The organism is Desulfoluna sp. CYM3A (assembly GCF_056829965.1).
Genome location: NZ_CP186556.1, coordinates 1,616,776 through 1,636,518, shown reverse-complemented (window position 1 = coordinate 1,636,518; position 19,743 = coordinate 1,616,776). Strand labels below are relative to the sequence as shown.

General features: G+C 50.7%; 23 protein-coding genes and 3 pseudogenes. 4 read left to right on the top strand and 22 right to left on the bottom strand.

Annotation, left to right across the window (positions count from 1 at the left end):
• The first annotated feature begins 1 nt into the window (after position 1).
• Complete coding sequence (locus ACOYW1_RS08530) at positions 2-931, top strand: DUF4340 domain-containing protein (RefSeq protein ID WP_482422458.1); 930 nt, start codon at positions 2-4, stop codon at positions 929-931.
• Positions 932-1,344: 413 nt separating this feature from the next.
• Entirely contained in the window at positions 1,345-1,794 is a 450-nt protein-coding gene (locus ACOYW1_RS08525; protein ID WP_482422457.1) for a hypothetical protein, read from the top strand.
• 91 nt (positions 1,795-1,885) lie between these two features.
• On the opposite strand, the gene ACOYW1_RS08520 is transcribed toward ACOYW1_RS08525, so the two are convergent.
• On the bottom strand, positions 1,886-3,040 hold the full coding sequence (locus ACOYW1_RS08520) for an MGDG synthase family glycosyltransferase (RefSeq protein WP_482422456.1): 1,155 nt from the start codon (positions 3,038-3,040) through the stop codon (positions 1,886-1,888).
• Between the two features lie 20 nt (positions 3,041-3,060).
• Entirely contained in the window at positions 3,061-3,888 is an 828-nt protein-coding gene (locus tag ACOYW1_RS08515) for an alpha/beta fold hydrolase (protein ID WP_482422455.1), read from the bottom strand.
• A 784-nt stretch (positions 3,889-4,672) separates the two neighbouring features.
• Between ACOYW1_RS08515 and ACOYW1_RS08510 the strand changes: the two genes are divergently transcribed.
• Positions 4,673-5,728: a hypothetical protein gene (locus ACOYW1_RS08510; RefSeq protein WP_482422454.1), complete on the top strand. Its 1,056-nt coding sequence runs from the start codon at positions 4,673-4,675 to the stop codon at positions 5,726-5,728.
• Positions 5,729-6,093: 365 nt separating this feature from the next.
• On the opposite strand, the gene ACOYW1_RS08505 is transcribed toward ACOYW1_RS08510, so the two are convergent.
• Complete coding sequence (locus tag ACOYW1_RS08505; RefSeq protein ID WP_482422453.1) at positions 6,094-6,546, bottom strand: hypothetical protein; 453 nt, start codon at positions 6,544-6,546, stop codon at positions 6,094-6,096.
• An 855-nt stretch (positions 6,547-7,401) separates the two neighbouring features.
• Here ACOYW1_RS08505 and ACOYW1_RS08500 point away from each other — a divergent pair.
• Complete coding sequence (locus tag ACOYW1_RS08500; RefSeq protein WP_482422452.1) at positions 7,402-8,223, top strand: 5'-methylthioadenosine/S-adenosylhomocysteine nucleosidase; 822 nt, start codon at positions 7,402-7,404, stop codon at positions 8,221-8,223.
• 185 nt (positions 8,224-8,408) lie between these two features.
• On the opposite strand, the gene ACOYW1_RS08495 is transcribed toward ACOYW1_RS08500, so the two are convergent.
• From ACOYW1_RS08495 to tssI, 19 genes and pseudogenes are all read right to left on the bottom strand, one after another.
• Positions 8,409-9,065 carry a pentapeptide repeat-containing protein gene (locus tag ACOYW1_RS08495; RefSeq protein ID WP_482422451.1) on the bottom strand — a complete coding sequence of 219 codons (657 nt, stop codon included), beginning with the start codon at positions 9,063-9,065 and terminating at the stop codon, positions 8,409-8,411.
• A gap of 25 nt (positions 9,066-9,090) precedes the next feature.
• Positions 9,091-9,348, bottom strand: a complete 258-nt coding sequence (locus ACOYW1_RS08490) for a pentapeptide repeat-containing protein (protein ID WP_482423692.1) — start codon at positions 9,346-9,348, stop codon at positions 9,091-9,093.
• Between the two features lie 389 nt (positions 9,349-9,737).
• Positions 9,738-10,190 carry a hypothetical protein gene (locus ACOYW1_RS08485; RefSeq protein WP_482422450.1) on the bottom strand — a complete coding sequence of 151 codons (453 nt, stop codon included), beginning with the start codon at positions 10,188-10,190 and terminating at the stop codon, positions 9,738-9,740.
• Between the two features lie 101 nt (positions 10,191-10,291).
• A complete protein-coding gene (locus ACOYW1_RS08480) occupies positions 10,292-10,897 on the bottom strand; it encodes a hypothetical protein (RefSeq protein ID WP_482422449.1) in 606 nt (201 codons plus the stop codon).
• Positions 10,898-11,357: 460 nt separating this feature from the next.
• Entirely contained in the window at positions 11,358-11,582 is a 225-nt protein-coding gene (locus ACOYW1_RS08475; protein WP_482422448.1) for a hypothetical protein, read from the bottom strand.
• A 22-nt stretch (positions 11,583-11,604) separates the two neighbouring features.
• On the bottom strand, positions 11,605-11,853 hold the full coding sequence (locus tag ACOYW1_RS08470) for a hypothetical protein (protein WP_482422447.1): 249 nt from the start codon (positions 11,851-11,853) through the stop codon (positions 11,605-11,607).
• Between the two features lie 314 nt (positions 11,854-12,167).
• Positions 12,168-12,470 carry a hypothetical protein gene (locus ACOYW1_RS08465; RefSeq protein ID WP_482422446.1) on the bottom strand — a complete coding sequence of 101 codons (303 nt, stop codon included), beginning with the start codon at positions 12,468-12,470 and terminating at the stop codon, positions 12,168-12,170.
• Between the two features lie 118 nt (positions 12,471-12,588).
• Positions 12,589-12,954: a PAAR-like domain-containing protein gene (locus tag ACOYW1_RS08460; RefSeq protein WP_482422445.1), complete on the bottom strand. Its 366-nt coding sequence runs from the start codon at positions 12,952-12,954 to the stop codon at positions 12,589-12,591.
• 43 nt (positions 12,955-12,997) lie between these two features.
• Positions 12,998-13,090 (bottom strand): annotated as a pseudogene (locus tag ACOYW1_RS08455) (hypothetical protein); the annotation flags it as partial.
• Between the two features lie 435 nt (positions 13,091-13,525).
• On the bottom strand, positions 13,526-14,221 hold the full coding sequence (locus ACOYW1_RS08450) for a hypothetical protein (protein ID WP_482422444.1): 696 nt from the start codon (positions 14,219-14,221) through the stop codon (positions 13,526-13,528).
• 18 nt (positions 14,222-14,239) lie between these two features.
• A pseudogene (locus ACOYW1_RS08445) lies at positions 14,240-14,878 on the bottom strand (DUF2169 domain-containing protein).
• Positions 14,820-14,984 (bottom strand): DUF2169 domain-containing protein, encoded by a 165-nt coding sequence (locus ACOYW1_RS08440; RefSeq protein ID WP_482422443.1) that lies wholly within the window; start codon positions 14,982-14,984, stop codon positions 14,820-14,822. The pseudogene ACOYW1_RS08445 and the gene ACOYW1_RS08440 overlap by 59 nt, the downstream one beginning before the upstream one ends.
• Positions 14,978-15,229 carry a hypothetical protein gene (locus ACOYW1_RS08435; protein WP_482422442.1) on the bottom strand — a complete coding sequence of 84 codons (252 nt, stop codon included), beginning with the start codon at positions 15,227-15,229 and terminating at the stop codon, positions 14,978-14,980. The genes ACOYW1_RS08440 and ACOYW1_RS08435 overlap by 7 nt, the downstream gene beginning before the upstream one ends.
• A gap of 608 nt (positions 15,230-15,837) precedes the next feature.
• Positions 15,838-16,002 (bottom strand): annotated as a pseudogene (locus ACOYW1_RS08430) (DUF6484 domain-containing protein); the annotation flags it as partial.
• A 488-nt stretch (positions 16,003-16,490) separates the two neighbouring features.
• On the bottom strand, positions 16,491-16,892 hold the full coding sequence (locus ACOYW1_RS08425; protein WP_482422441.1) for a hypothetical protein: 402 nt from the start codon (positions 16,890-16,892) through the stop codon (positions 16,491-16,493).
• Positions 16,879-17,421: a hypothetical protein gene (locus ACOYW1_RS08420; RefSeq protein ID WP_482422440.1), complete on the bottom strand. Its 543-nt coding sequence runs from the start codon at positions 17,419-17,421 to the stop codon at positions 16,879-16,881. Before ACOYW1_RS08420 ends, ACOYW1_RS08425 begins: the two co-directional genes overlap by 14 nt.
• A gap of 64 nt (positions 17,422-17,485) precedes the next feature.
• The gene (locus tag ACOYW1_RS08415; protein WP_482422439.1) at positions 17,486-17,713 is read right to left on the bottom strand and encodes a hypothetical protein; all 228 of its coding nucleotides are present in this window, start codon (positions 17,711-17,713) and stop codon (positions 17,486-17,488) included.
• A gap of 64 nt (positions 17,714-17,777) precedes the next feature.
• Positions 17,778-18,215, bottom strand: coding sequence for a bacteriophage T4 gp5 trimerisation domain-containing protein (locus ACOYW1_RS08410; RefSeq protein WP_482422438.1), 438 nt, complete (start codon positions 18,213-18,215; stop codon positions 17,778-17,780).
• Positions 18,216-18,247: 32 nt separating this feature from the next.
• Positions 18,248-19,585, bottom strand: a complete 1,338-nt coding sequence (tssI, locus tag ACOYW1_RS08405) for a type VI secretion system tip protein TssI/VgrG (RefSeq protein ID WP_482422437.1) — start codon at positions 19,583-19,585, stop codon at positions 18,248-18,250.
• Positions 19,586-19,743 lie beyond the last annotated feature (158 nt).

Sequence of the window (19,743 nt, the reverse complement as noted above, 5' to 3'; positions counted from 1 at the left end):
CGTGAAAAAAGAAACCATCATTCTCCTTGCCCTCATCGTGGCCCTGAGCGCCTACCTCTTCCTTCGGGACACCGACGGCACCAGCTATGAGCTGCCGGTTCTCGACACCGTGTCCGCAGGGGATGTGGACCGCATGGAGATTAATACACAAGCAGAGACCCTGCTCTTTGAAAAAGAGGGAAATGAGTGGACCGTTGATTTGGAGGGGTTTCCCGCCAAACAGGAGCAGGTCACAAAACTTGTGGAGACCGCAGGGGAGATGACGCTGACAGCCATGGTCTCCGAGGCCGAAAGCTACAACCGCTACGACCTGGACCCGGCGACCGCAAAAAACGTCCGCCTCTACAAAGGCGAGACCGTGCTGCGGGACGTCACCGTGGGCAAAGCCGCCCCCTCCATGGGCCACACCTTTGTGACCATTGAAGGCGACAAAAAAGTCTACCACGCCAAGGGGAACTTCGCCTCCCAGTTCACAACGGATTCGAACCGGTTCATCGACAAGACGGTCTTTAACCTCATCGCCTCCGAGGTGAACGCCCTTGCCGTCACCATGGGAGAGACCGACCTTGCCCTCACCAGGGCCACGGAGCCGGGCGAGGAAGGCGCGCCCCCCAAAACCATCTGGAAAGACCAAAACGGCAACACCCTGTCAGCCGAAAAAGTGGACAAACTCATCGCCTCCCTGTGCCGCCTTTCATGCGACACCTGGCTGATGGAAGAGAAAAAAGATGAGACCCCGGCCCTTACCGTTGTCCTGACAACGGACCGCCCCTACACCCTTGAGCTCTTCGGAGACGCCCCCATGCACGGCACCGCCACCGACCAGAGACTCGGGTTTACCCTCACCGAGGCAAAAGGGGCTGACATCCTGGGCGCGGTACAGGCCCTTGAAGAGACACCCCAGGCCGAGCTGAGCCAGGCCGATAAGTAACCAATGAATGGGCAGGCCGCATTCCGGTCTGAAAAGCCATTGAACAGTTGCCCTTGATTTCCTACCGAAACCGTGATGTTATCGTCACATATCAATGGCGATTAAAAACAAACGGGTGCATGAGGTTCATCACCCCATGTACCCGTTCTTTTTTCGTAACTATTCAGCTCAAAAAAAACAGCCTCCGGCGGCAAGGTGTGCCACCTTGAAAGCAGGTTGCGGATATGGCTAGTCTCCGCCCCTCGTTCCTCGGGTCAAATCACATCCGCCTTTAAAGTAAACGTTCACTCAAAAAGATGTTTTTAAACCTGTTTGTTAAACTTTTTAAAAGTTTAGCCCCCTGCAGGGCCGCCGGAGGCATAAGCGGAATAGTTACCATTTTTCCAACCGCACACACACGAGAGAGGCCCCACATGAGAGCACTCCTGTCCATGCCGCGACGTCTCACCCTTGTCCTGGCGATCCTTGTATTCACCCCCGTCCTTGCCGCAGCAAACGAAGAGCAGCCCATGATGAAAATGCCCGTGGACGGTGCCTGCGAAGAGCCTTACATCCTCTTTGAAGGGGTCTGCGCCATCCCGGCGTTCATGCAGGGCCAGCCCGCCACCATCATGGAACAGATCAAGGCCTTTAAGCTGGCCCATGCCAATGAACCCGCAGAGCCCGAACCGGAGGCGGCCACCGAGTCTGTCCATGAAGACCCCTTGTGCGCCAGGTACAGAAAAATGATCGAAGAGCACTCGAAATCCAAGGTCGCGACATACAACCCCGAAACTGCCGAAATGGAAAAGGCCATGAGCCAGGCCGAAGGGACGTCCATTGAAGAGGCAAGGGAGTACCTGATCAACTTTTGCCAGGAGTGATGAAAAGACGGATCAGGACGTTGGCAAAGGGGGCTCGGAGACCTTACGGCATTCTGCGTACGAGAGATGAGCCCCCATATCGTCCGGTTTTTCAGGTATGGACCGCGTTCCGTTCCAATGCCTCGCATATGATATCCAGAACGTGTGCTGCCGCATCGGGCCGTGCAATCTGTGCGGCTTTTTCCTTCATCTCACCTATTTTGTCAGGACGATCCATAAGCCGCTTGATTTTATGTTCCAAGGACGTCGCATCCAGCGCTTTGAGTGCTGCGCCGTGCTCAAGAAGGTAATCGGCATTTCGCTCTTCCTGGCCTGGAATCGGAGAGATGATGATCATGGGAAGCCCCATGGCCAGGCATTCGGCACTGGTCAAGCCTCCGGGTTTGGTCACGGCAATATCGCTCACGGCCATCACCCGCTCTATGGTGTTGGTAAATCCCATGGGGATCAGTCGTCCCCCATGGGATTCAGATAGCCGGGTAAGGGAGATGAAAAGGTCTTCATTTTTACCTGCAAGGGCGATGACCTGGCACAAGGGGTCCGTCTCTAACATGCGCTCGGTCAAGGTGAGCATATCCCCCAATCCCTCACCACCGGACATCATAAGAACGGTTGGTTTGTCAAGGCCCACACCCAGCTCGGCCGCCCAGGCCTCTCTGTCATGGGCCTCGGCAAACGACGGGACGATGGGAATACCCGTCATGTGTATGTTTGACGGCTGAACACCAAACGCCGCAAGTTTCCACGACGCTTCCTCACAGGCCACGAAATAGCCGTCCATCCGGTTCTGGAACCAAAGCCCGTGAACATCGAAATCCGTCACTTGAATCCAGCACGGAACCTCCATCCGGCCTTTTCTGATTTTTCGTGAAATCAGTCCGGCGGGAAGAAAATGGGTGCAGAGGATCCCGTCGGGATTGATCCGCTCGATTTCATCCATCAATGCCCGGGCACTGAGCCGCTCCAAGGCAAGCCGTACATTTTTCATCTTTGAGTCGTCATTTTCGGCCCGATCGCTTTTGGAAAACATGTATCCCCACAGGGACGGATGGCGTTCAATGATTTTTAAATAGCTCTCCTTATACGCTTTCCTGAACGCTCCCGACACATACTCCATGGCATCCAGATGCACGACCTCCAGCTCCGGGCAATGGAGCAAAGCGGTCTTACGAATCGCTTCGGCCGCACGAACATGACCAGACCCGATGGAAACACTTATCACCAACAGTTTTCTTTTTTTACCCATGATTGTTTTAATACCTTCCCTTAGAAAATAAGCCTTTCCGTCCAATCCAGAATACGACCGAATAACTCGTCTCGATTCACCTCATTGAAATTCTCATGGTAATTCGCCTCGTATGTGGTGACGTCGGCAAGTCCTGGCGGGACATCGGCCATGGCCTGTTGACTCACCGCCGGATCCGCCAGCCTGTCGTCTCCTGCAATCACGCAAAAAATGGGAACCCTCTCCCAGGTTTTCATGCGGGCCACCACCCACTGCTGGGTCTTCTCTGACTCCACGCCCAGACTGGCTGAGACCTTTGTGCTCCTTAAGCCACGTTTCTCGTCGTCAACATGGCGCTTTGTGATCTTTTCATCGTGGGTCAGGTGATGCGTCAATGCAGGGGGCGTAACCGAAAACGTCGGATGCACCCAGGCAACCAGCCTGGAGGCATGGTTCTGCACCTTCGGCACGGCCACCTTGTTCTTCAGCCACGGAGACGAGAGGATATACCCCTTGATGTCCGCTTCTTTCCCCAGGGTCAGCCCGTAATAGAGTGCGATAAGGGCCCCGTTTGAATGGGAGAGGATAAACACAGGCACACCGGGATGGCGCTCTTTCACCCAGCCGATGTAACCATGGATATCCCGCGCATAGGTATCGTATGAATCAATATGAAAAAAGTTTCTGCCCCCAGGATTGTGCTTCGGGTAGGTTCCGTGAAACCTCAGATCCGGGGCGTAGGTGGCAATCCCTTTTGTTTTAAAGTACTCCGCCGCCGTGACCCAGTCTCCACCGTGTGCCATGCCGCCGTGGATCCCGATAAAAATCGCCGTCACCTCTGAGTCGGGAAGCCATGCACGAGAGAGCAACGTTGTCACCTCATCTGCCTGAAAGCTCGCACGTTGTTTCGCCGTAATTCACTGTGTCTCCTGATAGTGGTTGGCCTTTAAAAAAACAGGCAGGTTGGCATCTGATCTTCGTAAAGAGGAGGTATTCCCTTTGCACACCGGCGTCAAGGCCTTACTTAGAGCGAGTGTTTTATAAGAATAATGATGAATGGCTTTCGCTTTTCCAAAGTAACCGATCATTATCTCATGAAATGTCTGCACAAAACGCACCACACCGTAAATACCTTCCGTTACCACCGCTGGGCAATCATATATACGAACTTACTGCCTTGACAAATTGCTGGCGCTGTAACTATAAAGTCCAATCAAGACAGTAATACTGAGTAATTCAAAACATCAAGCCATTACAATAAACACGAAGAAACTAACACACAGGTGATTGCTACACAAAACGTGCAAACACCAAGCAATCCCCCCTCTCTGCCCCCCAACCGAGTAAAAATTGACAAAGGCACTGCTTTTGTATCGTGGGCCAGAATCTTGGCCGTATATGCCCCCCCTTGATCCCCCCCAACGCGTCTTTGCATCAACATGCAATACCGACTTTTCCGTCAAGCTGAAGAGACAGGCTTTATTGATTGTGCCATGGCCTCAGCAGCATACCCCGGGTGTTTTCGCCCGTAAACCTTAGAAATACCAGAGTCAAGGACAGGTCTGACACCATCAACCAAAGGAGAGTAAGTGTATGCGTCACGTAATTGTCGTATTTTTTGTGTGTTTGTTTATGGCTCAAAGCGCCTTTTCCATGGGTTCGCTCACCACGTGGCAGGACCGGTACGCCCAAAAAAACGCCGCGACATTAGAGGACGGGCTATGCGGCTGGAACGTGCTATCCGAAGATTACCGGCAACCCCATGTGCTGGACGGACTCTCCCTTGAATGGGACTATTTCAGCATCCACGATAAAGACGGGAAATTTACCGGTGTCGTGGCCTATCTTGTGGCCGACCCGGAAGGCCACCTGGGGGATCCGGACTATGTCTTTGAGCCCAACCTCATGCCTTCAGGGGCAAACATGGCGTGCTTCGGCAAAGTGGGAAAAACCGGTGCCCGGTATGCCGATTATGTCAATTTCGGACTCGATTTCGAAGCGGGCACCTCGGAGCGATCATTTTTCGCGGAAAAGCCTGGGGAAGAGATATTCGGGAAGATGGTGCCCATGCGAAAGGGAGACGGCAAGCCGGACAGGTTGATCCTTTCGGGCAAAACCGAGCACTTTGAGTGGGAACTTGAAGTCAGCCAGATCTGGGCTGGGGAAAAGGCGCCAGAGGGATTCTCCTACCCCGATTACCATGCACACAAAGACAGGACCTGGGAAGTTGGGAATGACCTCCACCTAAAGCTTGAGCGAACGGAGCACTGGACCGTCAACATGAACTGGCCATCCACCAAAGTCGACGGCTGGATCAGGGACCTGACAACCGGCGAGCGCATGCAGATAGACGGACACGGCTACCGGGAAAACTCATTCGGCAGGTGGGCCTTTGCCCTGGGTGGCTGGGACTTCTTTTTCATGTCCGACCTGAAAAACAAGGTCCAGTTCGGCTTCCAGACCTATCACCACGGCACCGAGGACCTCGATTACCTGGATGTGGACTTTCTGGATAACGGAACGCCTAAAAGCGTTAGGTTCCGGGCAAACCGCGGGGAGCTGGGCTGGCACCACGCATCCTGGGCCTGGAGCCCTGAGGTGTTTCAATGCAGGCCCCTTGCATCCCTCCACGATTATCGGGATCAATGTAGCAGGCACCACGGTGGACTATGTGGACATTGGAGACAATTTTGCGAGCCTTCTTTCTAACGTCACCTGGGTAACAGGTGCCTACCAGATAACCACCATGTTCCCCATGTTTTCAGGGGCCGTCACCCGCACGGGGACAGGAGACGTCGTCGCCGAATTTTTCGGCCGGGGAGGCGGTGAATTTCCCTGCTGAAAAGCCCGGTAGAAAAAAGTGATTCCTGGTGCAACCGGTGCACGAACACCTATAACCGGGACATCGGATACAAATAAAGGATATTTTGAGATAACGGGCAAGCCGGGCACTGGGCATTGAGCGGCTTGCCTCAATCATCACCACAAGACCTATAGTGCAACCCTGGTTGCTGTGCTCACCTGCCAGGGAGAAGCCCAAAGCCAGCTCACGACCTGAAGGAGAAAGGTGGCATCTACCCCGCCACCATCAGCCCGAGGCCGGAAAAAACGGACAGGATCACAAATACAGGGATGACCATGGGAAGCGGTGAGTTCGTGCCCTTGCTGTTTTCCAGCAACATAAAAAGCAAAAGCCCGCTGAGGCAGACAAGGAGCCCGGCAACGGGAGGAGAACAAAACATCAGCACCACCCCCAAACCAAGCCCATACACGATGGCACATATCCCCATGAGAATCCCGACACCTGCCAGGAGAAGATCTGACCTGCTTGACACAACAATGTAAAACGCACCGCAAAAAACGTAGATGGCTGACACCCCATAGGCACTCACCAGGAAAAACGAGGATACAGGGTTGGCCCCTGCTAAAAGCGTAACCCCGTCCAGCGGGTTCTCACCCCTTACCCACAGGGCTGTCCCCACTCCCAGCCCCACGGCACACACATACTCAAGAAGATTCTTCAGCATGGCCCTTTTGATGCCTGTAATTTGGCAGCACCCCCGCTCTTCTAACTGGTCACCTCTGTCTTCAGAAAAATATATGCCCACGTCAAGCAATAGCTTGTCGCAGAAACCACAGCCACAGATTCCCGGCAGGCTGTGCCTGATTTCAGAGCCACGGCCTGCAGGACAAAGGCCCCAAACACGACAAAAAGAAGCCTCTTGCACCATGACGGGAACCAGTAGCCGACCCATCTGGCCAGGCACATGCCGTAAAGATAAAAGAGAACCCGCGATAAGCCAACCTGGATACCAAACAGAAGCAGTCCATAGCCGACAAGGTCATACGCCGTCATTGCCACCCCCTCGGTTTCCCATGGGTTGAAATAAGTAACACCAACACCTCGCCTCCAGCCACGCGTCCTGATCAAGCAAAAAACTGAGTTTGCCCGTTGAGATGCTTTCCGCGGCCAGCACGCTCCCGTGCGATAGGGAAAAAACGCTGCGGGCTGTTTTTCTTCAGGTGCCGGGAGGAGGATGGCTGCCATGCCCATAGAGCCAACCCTTCGCAGACGGAAGCAACGTCTCCCCTGGCCCTCGCCACATGAACGCTAACCCGGATATTTCATGAGAAAACGGCCAAAGCGAAGAAATAGACAATCATTATGGGAGGTTATCGCGAAAAACTGAGGCATCTCAAAACCGCAAAAAGCGCCCATTCAACTTCCCGCTCACTTTCTCACCCTTCGGGCGAGTCGAGTGCACCCATCTTCTGCTTTATCAGAGCCTTGAGATAAACAACGACACTGCAATGCATGCTTTCCGAATATGGGTGCGCTCGACTCGTGAAATATCCGGGCTAAAACACGAAAGAAGTACGTCATGACCAAACGAGTATCCGCGCTGCTGGCCGCCATCCTGCTGGCCATTTTTGTCATCGGGGGCAATCACCCATGTGCCGCCTCCGAGATGCGCCCCATTGTCATCCAGGGTGCCATGGATGTTGAAACACAGTTTATGATCGAGAAGCTCACTGATGTTGAGGAGATAACCATCGGCGGCTGGCGTTTTTTCAAGGGAGCCCTCGAAGGCCGCCCCGTGGTCGTTGCCAAGACCGAGGTCGGCATGACCAACGCCGCGGCATCCACCGTCCTCGCCATTGAGCGATTCAACCCGTCTGCCATCATCAACCAGGGTACCTCCGGCGGCCACGCCCCTGAGCTGCACCGCTACGACATTGTCTTAGGAAAAACAGCCGTGAACTTCGGAAACTTCAGGACGGAACACGGGGACGCCGGAAAGGGTGTGAAGCCCGAAAAATGGCTCCCCATGACCATCACCGTCAATGTGAAGGGAGAAGCAAAAGAGTTCACCGATTTTAAGGGGGATGCCCACCTGTTGGATGTCGCCGAAAAAACCTCTGCAGCCTACAAACACGGCAAGGTCGTCACAGGCGTTATTGGCTCCGCCGACCAGTGGAACCGCGAGCTCGACCGCATCGCCTGGATCCATGCCACCTACAACACCTCCGCGGAAGAAATGGAAACCGCTTCCGCAGCCCAGGTCGCCGAAGCCTACGGCGTCCCCTTCCTTGGCATCCGAATCCTCTCCAACTCCGAACTCCACGACGAAGGGTTCGATCCCAAGGCAGGCATCTACTGCCAGGAGTTTGTGCTGGATGTTGTGAGACGTCTCAAAAAGTAAACTACAATGCCCCGGCTTCAAGGCGGGGCATCTTAAGCATGATGTTTCCAAAGCACTTCAGCCTGCACTATTCTTATGAGACGTCAATTACCCTGACACAGAAATGTAAATGTCACTTTTTTCACAAGGCAAAAAGCATTCCAAAACAAAAGCACTCCATAATTACTTACTCAATTGGGAGAGATTTACCCTCGTAAGATCCAATCACTTAAGATTATTGTAGGATTATCCATAAACGTTAGCTTCTTGAATGATGTGCCATCTAATTTTGTATCTTTCAAAATTATCTTCCGTATAATTACGGAATTTGAGAAATCTGCTTCTGTCAAATCACAATGACCTAAATTCAATCCACTCAAATTGGAATTAGAAAAATTAGCACCTTTTAAATAAGCACTCTGTGCATCAAGAAGTTCAATATTCGAATTTGAAAAATCAGCGTTTTCCAAGTCAGCATCAAGCATAGAAACTCCGTACATATTACAATTACTGAAATTTATATCTTTTGCTTTCGCATCCAAAAAATCAGGATCGCTGAAAAGCCTCCCCTTGGTCTTTGAGCCTGAAAAATTTGTTCGGATAAGAGTTGAATCACTAAAAGATGAACTCTCGACTATAGAACCCTGGACAATTGAGTCCGTTAAATCTGATCCGATAAAATTGGTGTCGTTGATTACAATATTCAGAATTTTACTGTTCATGATTTTACAATCCTGAACTTCCGATTTAATAGAAAAAACACCATCGTCAATCATTATTCCGATTAAATTCGATCTACCCAGTGTGGTTTTTTCAAATTGAATTTTATTGAATATTGATTCATGAAGATCAGCGTGCTTCATCTTACAATCCTCAAAAAAAACGGTACTAAATCGAGATTTTATAAATCTTAACCTCGCTCATTTGACAGGCATTAAAAAAAGTATGGTCCAATGTCGCGCCGGAAAGGTCCGCTTTCTCCAAATTGCATTTTTTAAAAACAGTTTTCGTTAAATTTGAACCTTTAAGATTAGCTCCTGTCAAGATTGCTTCTTTTATTATCATTCCTCTTAAATCTGAATAAGAAAGATCAACCTCTTCACCTTTATAGGTCTCATTGAATTTTTTCTCACTTACCCTTAATATTTTTAAAAAGCATCGTTATCCATATTCTCTCCTCGGGTGCACGAAACGGTCAAAAAAAGCATTAAAACTATAAGAATTAGTTCTTTTTTAATATCCACAGACATCGTTATCCTTCCTTTTCAAAAATCAGGAATGATCCTAAATTCCAATAGCATGCCCCTAAAATCATCTTTTATATACTCCTGATATTGCGGATTATAGGTTTTCGAAACTTTTCTGCCAACCATTCTTTCGATGCTTCAAAAGGATTATTTGTTTTTGATCTTCGGATATTCTTTGACATCTTCAAATCTCTGTTTCCCTAATATTGATCTCACGATCCCAAAAATCTAACTCATTGAATGAATATCTTACAAATGCAAAATCGCTTTCATGTGTTGCAGCATTTTTCAATTTTCTAAAACATTTCTTTCCAATTTCCTGAACAACCCTTTTTTCATAAATATTATCAAAAACACTTTCCTTAACGAATTTAAAAAACTTATTTGAATATTCTTTTGAAACAAGTTGAACCGCACTATCACCGGGCAAAACACCTGTTTTGAGGTAATATACTTTACCCTTGATGGAAATTCCATATGTCCATAATAAGTAAAGGGTTCTGTACTAATAATCTGAATGGGTTTTTCTGTCTCATCCCAATCACTAAATTCTTCATAGCTATTGATATCTTCCAGTTTCATATCATCGATAAATATCTTCTGTTCCTCACACATCACTGCTTTTCTGGGTTTGTTTTTTTTATCATCAGTCACAACAGATTGGATTTTCAGTTTTCCAGTATCATCAAAAATTAGTAGGTTTCCACCAGGCCTATGTCTCTTGGCAGGTTTTCTGACCATATCACCTGCTTGCATATGACAATGAGGACACTCATTTGAGTTTATTGCTTCTTTTTTAGAATCATCTTGCCCAGAATAAAGCTGCTTTGTGTGTAACTCTTTTAGAAAAAATCCCGTTCACAGTAGAACCCTGTGTTGTACTTATTTTCCTTAAAGCAAGCACAAATCATGGGGGCACCCGGTAGGTATTTAGGAAACGGACCACCGCTGGAGGTCACCATAGCAATATGTTCCGGTTCGATAAACTCTGTTCTGATCCTTTCTCCTGCAGCAAGTACAGTTGCATGGTCCTTTTTCTTTTCACCAACTTTCATCACTAAATTTCTGTGACTATGCCCTCCTACAGCGATATGAAGCTTGCCATTTTCAACATCTTTTATCACTTCATCTCGACGGTAATCGAACGTTCCGTAGCACAGTTCAGGTTCTTTCCACGAATAATCATTATTGATCTCTCCTACCGTCACATTGTCTTTAGGACATATTACTGTAGCATGAGTAAATAACATCCTTACCGCTGCAGGACGATTAATCCATGATTTGTAAATAGTAAAATTCTTAACAAGAAAGGGCATTTTCTTTTTTCTATAAGGGTCTGTCAGTTCAACTTCATTTCCATCTTCATCCTCGACTTTTACCGTTATGACATTACCCTGTTTGTCTTTATATTGTAGGGGCTTTTCATACTCATTTTTTTCTCGAAACAAATTGGCTGCGTGATGAAGTGAGCCTGGATGCCTAAAGGGACTTTTTTACCGACCAAATTTTTAGTCACATCGTCAATACCCCCAATACGTGAAATATTTGCTCCTCCCCCATAGAACCATAAACATGCTTTGATCTCCGTAGTCGATTACATAGTCTGGGAATGGGTTAATAAAGAACGTATACCACTCAACACATTTTGATGATGTTTTACTATTAAATACAAATTCTTTATTGTCATTATATCCTTTCCGAAGCAAAGGGCATTTTCATATCGGGTTAGGTTCATATCATACACCCCATTCCAAGTAAGACCGAAAACCGGCCATGGAGCCATCGCATGCTTCACGTCATCATGGTTACCCAACATTGTAAATATCGGTTTTCCATGTTTGGTATAAAGTTCAACAAGAAGCTTGTAAAAAAGAAACCAATTCCGATCTTCCAAATGATTCTCGTTATCTAAGGAAAACCATTCACCTTCAGTTCTTCCCAAACTTTAGATGGTGTTTTATCCTTATCTGAGAAAGTTTGATCTGTGTGGATGCCCTTATTAAAATCAATCAAGTCGCCTGTTACGACTAAGGCATCAGCCTTGCTTAGTAGCTTGCCACTGATACTCGTAAACGACTGGTTAAAATTCGCCACAAGATTTTTTATTGGCTGATAAAGTTCATCATTTTCCACAACCCGCTTATCATCTTTAATTCTAACCTGGCAGTTCTCTGACCTCAATAACACTTGCGACAGACTTGCTATAGAGTTCCATTCGAGTATCGAGATGAATATCGGTAATGTGGCCTATAGAAAGTCGATTTTTCTTTGAAATATATACTGGGTGATATAGCTTAACTAGTACATCCTGTGCTTCCGCCACATCACCTCCAAATTCTGAAAGTCTGGTTTTAACTTCTTTTTTTTTCTTTTTTAAGAAGGTATTTATACCATCCAGTTTCAATTTCCATCAAACTGGGTTTACCCTTTAGACTTTTCATAAAGTTCTTTTTCGAGCCAAATGAAATTCAAAAGTTTTCCGGTGTTCCCCACCGTGCGGCGAACCCGGTTCATACTTTAGATTAACTGCTATTTTATAAAGATACATATACCCTTCCTTTTTGTACATTTCCAGGACCCAGGGGAAGGCATTCATGTGCGCTAATTGAATTTGAAAGTTATCACTTTCAATACTTTCTACATTAATTCGATTATCAGCATTAAAATATGCTTCGGATATTCGTATTAAACTGGTACTGTTCTTTGAATCTTGCAGACTCAAAAAATATTTTTGTATAGATCGAGCATTTTATACCTCGACCTATCTCCAATAGTTGAATTTTGCTTCTTATCCCCATGAAGCATTCCCCATTCCACATATCGAAGATGAAATGCTATTTCAGCCAAACATAAACCATTATTTTTACATGCTACGACCATCTCAACCCATGCATTATCTCCTTCAATCTTAACTAAGGAAGGACACCCCAAGGACGGATATAATATTTTTGCATCACAGGGCTCATGAGAAACTATATACTTCTGATTATTTTTAATATTTACATTTTTTTCTATAGCCATTCCTTAGTCCCCCTACAACATGTGACCTATTATTCTTTTTCTTTCAAATCCATGTTGGGATTTTTTACAACCACTTCTTCCATTTCTGAAAGGTGAACTATCTGCCCTATAGACTGAGTCACCGGAACACGCAGCTTTCGCCGTCAATCTCCACATCAAGCTCAAGTCCTTCCATGGGTTCCCCAAAGGGGTCGAGAAAACGCATTTCCACCTTCCCCTGTTCCGGTATCACCGGTGTCTCATCCATAATATCCTGCACAAGGGGAGCCTGCATCAACGGGGCAGGAGGGGTGTTTTTGTTGTTGTGAATCATGGTGTCAAAGGCTCGTGCCACACCGTTTCCTTCCACCTGGACATCGAATGAAGAGCTGGTGAACTCCGCCTGCTTCTGGATGGTGCCGGATGCCGTTCCTTTCTTGTCTCCAGCCTCGTCGCCGATGCTTTTTTTGAAATTTGACTTGGCGTGCCCCGAGAGGATTACCATCGGCTTTGACCGTTTGAGCACCGCCGTCAAGATCAGACGACATGGCTGTGTTTGCGTATGGAATGGGCACCACCACCGGACCGATCTGTGTGCGGCATATGTCCGGCGAAGCAACCGATGTGCCGCCGCTGCCCATTATGAACCACCGTTCGACCATTTGCACCTACCGTAACGCCCATCGTCAATCCCCCATGTTGAATGTCATGAAAAGAGCCCCCCTCTCACCGGAGTCCGATGAAGAGAGAACCAGACACCGGGCAATTGGTGTCGCTCTTAAACCCGCCCCGGGCCATGGTGCGAGAAGCAAGACACATGGAAACCAGGGCTGAAGCGGCCCCGTGTCTCCGATATTCCGAGCGGGGCAGAAGGGGCATCTTCTTTCTCCCCGTCCATCCGGCTGAAAACCCGCGCATGCATCATGGACATCTCATCGAAACGGTAAGGTTCTCCGTTCAGATCGGTCATGATCGCCCTGACATCCACGGGCCCGTCATCATCCTGCGGCAACAGAGTGAAAACGGTATCGGACAGCCCGGAACCAGCGTGTCTCCCTTCAAGGCAATGGGTCGACTCAAACCCGACGCCCACACCCTCTAAAATCCCCTGGATCGCCGCCTGTCGCTTCTCGGCCCGGGTAAGCCCTTCCAAAAGTACGACCGCTGAGGCCTCTCCAGGGATCAATCCATCCGAATTGATCTCGGTTCTTCAGCCGCTTCATCCGGTTCAACCGGGACAGGTTGGCAAAACCAAGGAAGAGAAAATCCGCTCCGGCCACAAGGGCCTGTTCACACTGGCCAGCCTCAATTGTTTCTGCTGCACGTTCCAACGCCATCAGGCCCGCGGCGTTGCCAGTGGAGGTATAACCTCTTCCCACACGTGAAAGCGTTCCTTGTTTCTCGCGAAAATTGTCCATGGTCTCGTCGGGGAACAGATCCCTCTCTTTTCCGGGAAGAGCGAGGAACAAAGGAACGGCATCTGATTCGCAAAGCCCGGCGTTATCCGCGATATCTTCCAAGGCATCACCCAGCAGCCTGCAAATTCGGTCTTCGGTCTCGTCCACATCCCCATCAAAGACCGGGTGACCCGTCACCAGTCCGTCTTCCCAGTCGTCATAGCCTCCGGGTGACTCAGCATAAAAATTCTGCAGTTTTACAGGGCGTTTCAGGCCCGCACGGATAGACGAGCAGGCGGTCTTCACGTCATGGCCCACCGAGGTGACCATGCCAAGACCCGTAATGGCTATGGAATTGGAGCTGTTATCCGTCATGGCTGACTGTCACTTGTTTCAAATGCTGTCAGGCTGATCCCGGTCTGGAAAAACAGATCTCCATACAATGGAAAACCTGTTTGTGTCTGGCTCGATCAAAAGGGTATCGAGCCGCACATCGGGTTTGTATGTCTGATCACGGAGGATAAATGCCGATGTGAGATTGATACCCGGAAGGTTAAACTGAATTTTTTCGTTATCCGGGTGAAGATTAATAAGGGTCACGGTCTCATCCCCGGCAATCCACTCTTCAAGTGCGAGATCGGAAGAGCCTGTGTTGTAAAACCCGGGGTCAAAATCCTCAGGCAAAAAGGGCATGCGCCGCCGTTCCCACTCCTCGTCATAGGTTCCGCACCGGGATCCCCTGGGCTCCCAGTGGCTACACAAACCCGTATCCTGGAGGACGGTTTGTCTTTCCATGCCTGTATCGAACGATTCGCCCACTCAGGCTTCGGCAACGGATGACCGTCCAATGTTTTTTTTTTGTCCTTGCCATTCAAACCCCGTGCCAACGGGATTTTCCAGGCAATGCCCCTGCTTTTTTGTCTTGTGCGACGTGTCGGCACCACCGAAGGCTCTCTCATAGACAAGGGGCATTTTAAGGAAAGGCAAAGGGGAGGTTTTGGTGACGCTCTCCCAGCCGATAACGCCAGGCACGATCTCCGTACACGCGCACACGCTTTTGATGCGGTCCAACCATCAAAGCGGTATGGAGCTTGCGGACCGCTTTTTTCCCGGGTGCATAGGCATGCCCGTTCAGCACAATATCCGTGCCTTTTTTTTCCGGGACAAGATCTGAGGCGTACCGAAGGCTGCTCTGAGCCCCGGCTTTCCGTAATACTCATCGGCATAGCACAAGGGAAGCTGGTCGGGAGCATCCTGCACAAAGCCCTGTTCGTAGTACAGAAAAGTCCCCTTGATGATGGCAACCGCCTGGCGGGTTCCGTGCTGATCACGAAGGACAAAGGTTTCTGCAGCATAGGGCGTTTTGTTGTGTAAGAGATGCATGGAAAAACAAGCCTTTTATGGTCAACGTCAGGTCTCAAAACGGAGTGTTCAACATTGCCTCCGGCGGCCCTGCCGGGGGCCAAGCTTTTGAAAAGCTTGACAAACAGGTTTTAAAATTTCCCAACACCTTTGGAAACGGTCCGGTTTAAGCAAAATAATCAACACGTTACGATAACGAATCTTAGCCCTTGAAGGCTTGTCGCATCGCTCGTACAAACCACCAGCATATGTTTCGGGCGAAGCCCGAGCCGAAAGGCCGTTGCAATGTGGCCCGAGGAACGAGGGACACATTACAACGGCAGGCAGCTTTCGAGGTGTTTTCGCAATGGTGGCTTCGCCACCCTCGCCGCCGGAGGCAGGCTTTTCCTTGCACTTTAACCATAGAAGGCAAGCTGAATCGATACTCCTGAACCTTTAATTCAACTCAACACTGCCACCTTTGATCTTATTGGTACCCGAGGCCCTGGAAACAATCTCCCTGCCGCGAATCACAATGCGGCCCTCTTTTAATGGAAATGCTGCCCTCTCCGCATCTCAGCACCATCTCCTTGTCGGCTTCGACCACCGTACGCCCATTGCAGGAGGGATCTTCCATGGAGGAGGGCCGGCTATCCGCCTCCATCCAGGCAGACAAGGGTTTCCAAGACGTTTTCAAGGACGCCGACCACGATGGGCTTGTCTGCCCTGCCACCGTCAAACACCAGAAGCACTTCTCGCCCCACGAAGGAGTCCGACAAAAGCTCCAAGCGACTGATCCCTGAAAGCAACCTCGCCGAATAGGCCCCTCCCCGTCATAGGTTACAAGAATCTCACCCGGGTTTCGAGGATTCAATCCGCCCCGTCCTGGGATGGAGCAGAGCAAGGGTCCCCTCGTCGGCTATGCGTTGCCCGGATGGCTTAGTCATGACGGCCCTCTTTTCTGCGCATGGCATGGTTCCATGATGTTTCCCCCGACATACCATTCACCCGCTTCAAACCTGTCGGTGGCTGCCTGGCTCCACGCTTTGTATTTATCCAGTGCATTCAACTGGGCTTCGACAGGCATGCGGAGATCAAAGGAAAAGTCCACCGCGTAACGAATGGCGAGCTCTTCCTAGGCTGCCTCGCGAACCCTTGCAGGAACCGACTCAGAGCCAAGGTTTTCGATCAGGCATTCAGGGGAGAACAGCCTGCCGTTTTTGGATCCGTCTGGACGAATCAAACCGCTCCCCGTGTTCCTGCACCCAGGAATTCCACTCTGCGGCCTGCCTGGACAGCCTCGTCACTGTCTCACCCGGCTCTTTACCGGGAGGCCAGAGCGCCTCCCCCGTGCAGACTTTCTTCTTTCGGCGTCAAACAAAAGATCTTCATCAACGGCCTCCGGGATAAAGACCGTTTCGTACAACGGGGCCCCTGTCACCAGATAAAGGGAAAGAGATGCCGCCTCGGCGTGGTCCTCATGGTCAAGCACCCGGACCATAAATGGAATCGCTGTGACATCACCCAACAGGCCCATGGCAAAAAGAACATCGTTATCAACCGGCATTGTCTTCAGCAGATCTAGGGCCTGCTTGTCTCCGCAAAGCCCACAGCACATGGGCACTCCTAGCAGCATCGATTCATCAACCGCCTGCCCGGAACGGGCTCGGATAAGGGACACAGGAGATGGGTTAAGCTCCCCCACCCTTTCCAAAGCAGTCCGCGTTCAAAAGATGCCGTGGGGGTTTAAGGGGCACAAACTCCCTGAAAATGGTTGCCTTGGTTTCCTCGTCAAGGCTTTCGCTGCCCAGCAATCCCCAAAGTTCGCCAGCCCACCCCTGGCACCTGCGATAACCCGCAAGGCGCGATGCCACCCGTGCTTGGGAAGCGTTAACGGGACTACTTTTCAACAGCAGCTTGAGACAATCCTCTTCGTCGCTTTTTCCAAGATCAACGCACAAAGCGTCGGAAATGGCTTGAAGACGGGCTGTGTCCGATTCATCCACATCGTCGACCAGTTCACAGACATCTCCGTGAAGACCATGACGCACCAAAACCCTTGAAGCAGCGTAACATTCCCCTGCATCGCCTTGCCGGGCCTTCTCACGACATAATGCCAGGGCATCTCCCTCCGATAACCAAAGCATCCAGATGCGCCTCAAGACGCCGCTCAAACGCAACAACGCGTCTCCAGGCCCCCCACTGGCGAGACACAAGGCGATGCCACTGCTCATAGAGCATGGACGACTCCTCGAGATGCTCCGTATAAAAGCTAAGGTTTAAATCCGTTGTCATGCCTTAATTCCCGGTGATGTTCTGGCCTTTGGTCACCAGTTTCCCACTTGCATTGATCTTGATATCCCCGCCGCTGATCAATACGGTGCCGTCTTTTTTCATGGTGATACTCGAACTTCCACAGACAAAGGTAATCTGGTCTTCCGTGGTCAACACGGTTTTTTTCCCCACCATCACGGAGAGATCCGCGCCGACACTCACACCGGTTTTGTCCCCCACATCAAGGGTCAATTTCTGTCCGATGGTTTCCGGTCATATTATTCCCCGATGTCCGTAACGCCGTTGCTCCCGATGCTCAGGGTCCTGTCTGCTCCAATGTTAACCGTTTCGTTTTCTCCCACGCTTTCCTGGCTGTTTTCCCGACGGATACGGTTTTGTTCTCCACCGTACTCTCATCCAGATTCTTGCCCACGGACACCGCCATGTTCTCCCCCACGGATTCTGTGTGGTTCTTGGCAACGCTGATGTCCTTGTTGTTGCCGATGGATTCCTGCTGATCGTTGCCCACGGTTTTGCGGCGGTCGTTGTCCACGGCAAGGGTTTCATCGTGGCCGATGTGCTGGCCTTTGTCGTTTTTGATCTCGATGTTCCAGTCTTTTTCGCCGTGGATGTAGATCTCTTCCTCGCCCTTTAAGTCCTCGAACCGAAGTTCGTTGAACCCGTCGCCGTTGGGGGTGGAGCGGGTCTTGATGGTGCTTTTGGTCTTCTCGGCAGGGAGGGGATACGGGGGCATGTTGGCCCCGTTGTAGACGGCACCGGTGACGATCAGGGCATCAGGTGACCGTCGATGAAGCTGACGATGACTTCCTGGCCGATGCGGGGGATGAACACCGCTCCCCAGCCCGGGCCGCTCAGGGACTGGGCCACACGCATCCAGCAGCTGCTCCGGGCGTCCCGGTTGCCCAGGCGATCCCAGTGGTACTGCACCTTGATGCGGCCGTAGGAGTCGGTGTAGATCTCCTTGCCTTCGGGGCCGGTGACCACGGCGGTCTGGACCCCGCTCACCGTGGGCTTGGTGATGGGGGCCGGTCGAAATGGGATCTCGGAGGGGATGCAGGAAAAGGTATTGGCGTAGGTGTTGCCCTTGCCGTTGGGGGCCAGCTCCTGAAGGGACTGGGGCTGAGTGCCCCGATGGGTGATGCGGGTGAGAAGGTACTCCCGGTTGCTCTCATCGTAGGGGTAATGGGCCAGGGTAAAGAGATGGCCCACGGCAAAGCCTCTGCAAAGGCTCTTGCCCGAGTATTCGTTTTTGTTTAGCCGCGCCCTTTCAAGGCCCACGGAGGCCAGGCGGGTCCCGGTGGCTTCGTCGGTGAGAAGGCCGGGGTAATCGTAGAGTTCCAGATTCTCATAGCTCTCTGCCGGTTTCTCCGCAGACGGCCTGTAAGAAGGGGTCTTAAACGCATAATCCTTAAGCACGTGTTTTCCCGAGACCACGTTTTCGGCCACAAGAAACTCGTTGACGTACTCCATCTGGTCCACCAGCTGTCCCGGCGGGGTAAAGAGCACCTCGGCCTTTCCGGCGATGGGCTTGTGGCACGCCGGAGTGTCTCCGAACACCAGCACATGGTCGGCCTCGGTGAATTCATAGTAAAAGAAAATCCCCTCCTCGGCCAGGAGCCTTGCCACAAAATCCCAGTTGGTCTCCCGGTACTGGACGCAGTACTCTCTGGGAGAATAGGTGCGGTGGGTCCTGAACTCAAAGGTATTGGCCTGCATGCCGCCTGTCTGGAGCACCTCGGCAACAATTTCAGGCACGGTTTTTTCCTGAAAAATCCGAACATCCGAGATAAGGGTCTGCTCCCAGGCTCGGGGAACAAGGGTTACCCCGTAGAGATAGAAGCGCCCCCTTTTCTCCAGCTCTTCAAAACGGCTGACCACCCCGTGGACATACCGCTCCTGCTTTCGACCGATGAGGGTAACAAGCCCCTCTTGCCCCGTAAAATCAGAGCTTAGCCGACGTTTTTCCGAGACCACCGTTGCCTGCACCGAGAAATGATCGGAAACGGCCTCAGCCGCAGAGAGTGTGTATACGTCCAGCTTCGTCCCGTTCAGTGTGCAGTCGAACTGCCGCATGGTTTCGAATATCTCTACCGGTGAGATCATCGTTTTCCTCCCGTGCATGGTAAATGCCTCCGGCGGCCCTGCCGGGGGCCAAACTTTTGAAAAGTTAGACAAACAGGTCTTGAGCAACATTCACGAAAATCTTCGCGGAAGCTCTTCCCCTGAGGAACGAAGGGGGAGGGCTTTCGCAACCTGGGGTC

What these genes read in the sequence shown, in the direction of transcription:
- ACOYW1_RS08450 (WP_482422444.1), bottom strand. Translation starts at nt 14,221, where the DNA reads ATGACGGATAACAGCTCCAATTCCATAGCCATTACGGGTCTTGGCATG.
- ACOYW1_RS08465 (WP_482422446.1), bottom strand. Translation starts at nt 12,470, where the DNA reads ATGGCTATAGAAAAAAATGTAAATATTAAAAATAATCAGAAGTATATA.
- ACOYW1_RS08485 (WP_482422450.1), bottom strand. Translation starts at nt 10,190, where the DNA reads ATGGTCAGAAAACCTGCCAAGAGACATAGGCCTGGTGGAAACCTACTA.
- ACOYW1_RS08410 (WP_482422438.1), bottom strand. Translation starts at nt 18,215, where the DNA reads ATGCCCCCGTATCCCCTCCCTGCCGAGAAGACCAAAAGCACCATCAAG.
- ACOYW1_RS08460 (WP_482422445.1), bottom strand. Translation starts at nt 12,954, where the DNA reads ATGGTAATCCTCTCGGGGCACGCCAAGTCAAATTTCAAAAAAAGCATC.
- ACOYW1_RS08435 (WP_482422442.1), bottom strand. Translation starts at nt 15,229, where the DNA reads ATGCATCTCTTACACAACAAAACGCCCTATGCTGCAGAAACCTTTGTC.
- ACOYW1_RS08505 (WP_482422453.1), bottom strand. Translation starts at nt 6,546, where the DNA reads ATGCTGAAGAATCTTCTTGAGTATGTGTGTGCCGTGGGGCTGGGAGTG.
- ACOYW1_RS08525 (WP_482422457.1), top strand. Translation starts at nt 1,345, where the DNA reads ATGAGAGCACTCCTGTCCATGCCGCGACGTCTCACCCTTGTCCTGGCG.
- ACOYW1_RS08510 (WP_482422454.1), top strand. Translation starts at nt 4,673, where the DNA reads ATGGGTTCGCTCACCACGTGGCAGGACCGGTACGCCCAAAAAAACGCC.
- ACOYW1_RS08500 (WP_482422452.1), top strand. Translation starts at nt 7,402, where the DNA reads ATGACCAAACGAGTATCCGCGCTGCTGGCCGCCATCCTGCTGGCCATT.
- tssI (WP_482422437.1), bottom strand. Translation starts at nt 19,585, where the DNA reads ATGATCTCACCGGTAGAGATATTCGAAACCATGCGGCAGTTCGACTGC.
- ACOYW1_RS08520 (WP_482422456.1), bottom strand. Translation starts at nt 3,040, where the DNA reads ATGGGTAAAAAAAGAAAACTGTTGGTGATAAGTGTTTCCATCGGGTCT.
- ACOYW1_RS08495 (WP_482422451.1), bottom strand. Translation starts at nt 9,065, where the DNA reads ATGAAGCACGCTGATCTTCATGAATCAATATTCAATAAAATTCAATTT.
- ACOYW1_RS08420 (WP_482422440.1), bottom strand. Translation starts at nt 17,421, where the DNA reads ATGAGCAGTGGCATCGCCTTGTGTCTCGCCAGTGGGGGGCCTGGAGAC.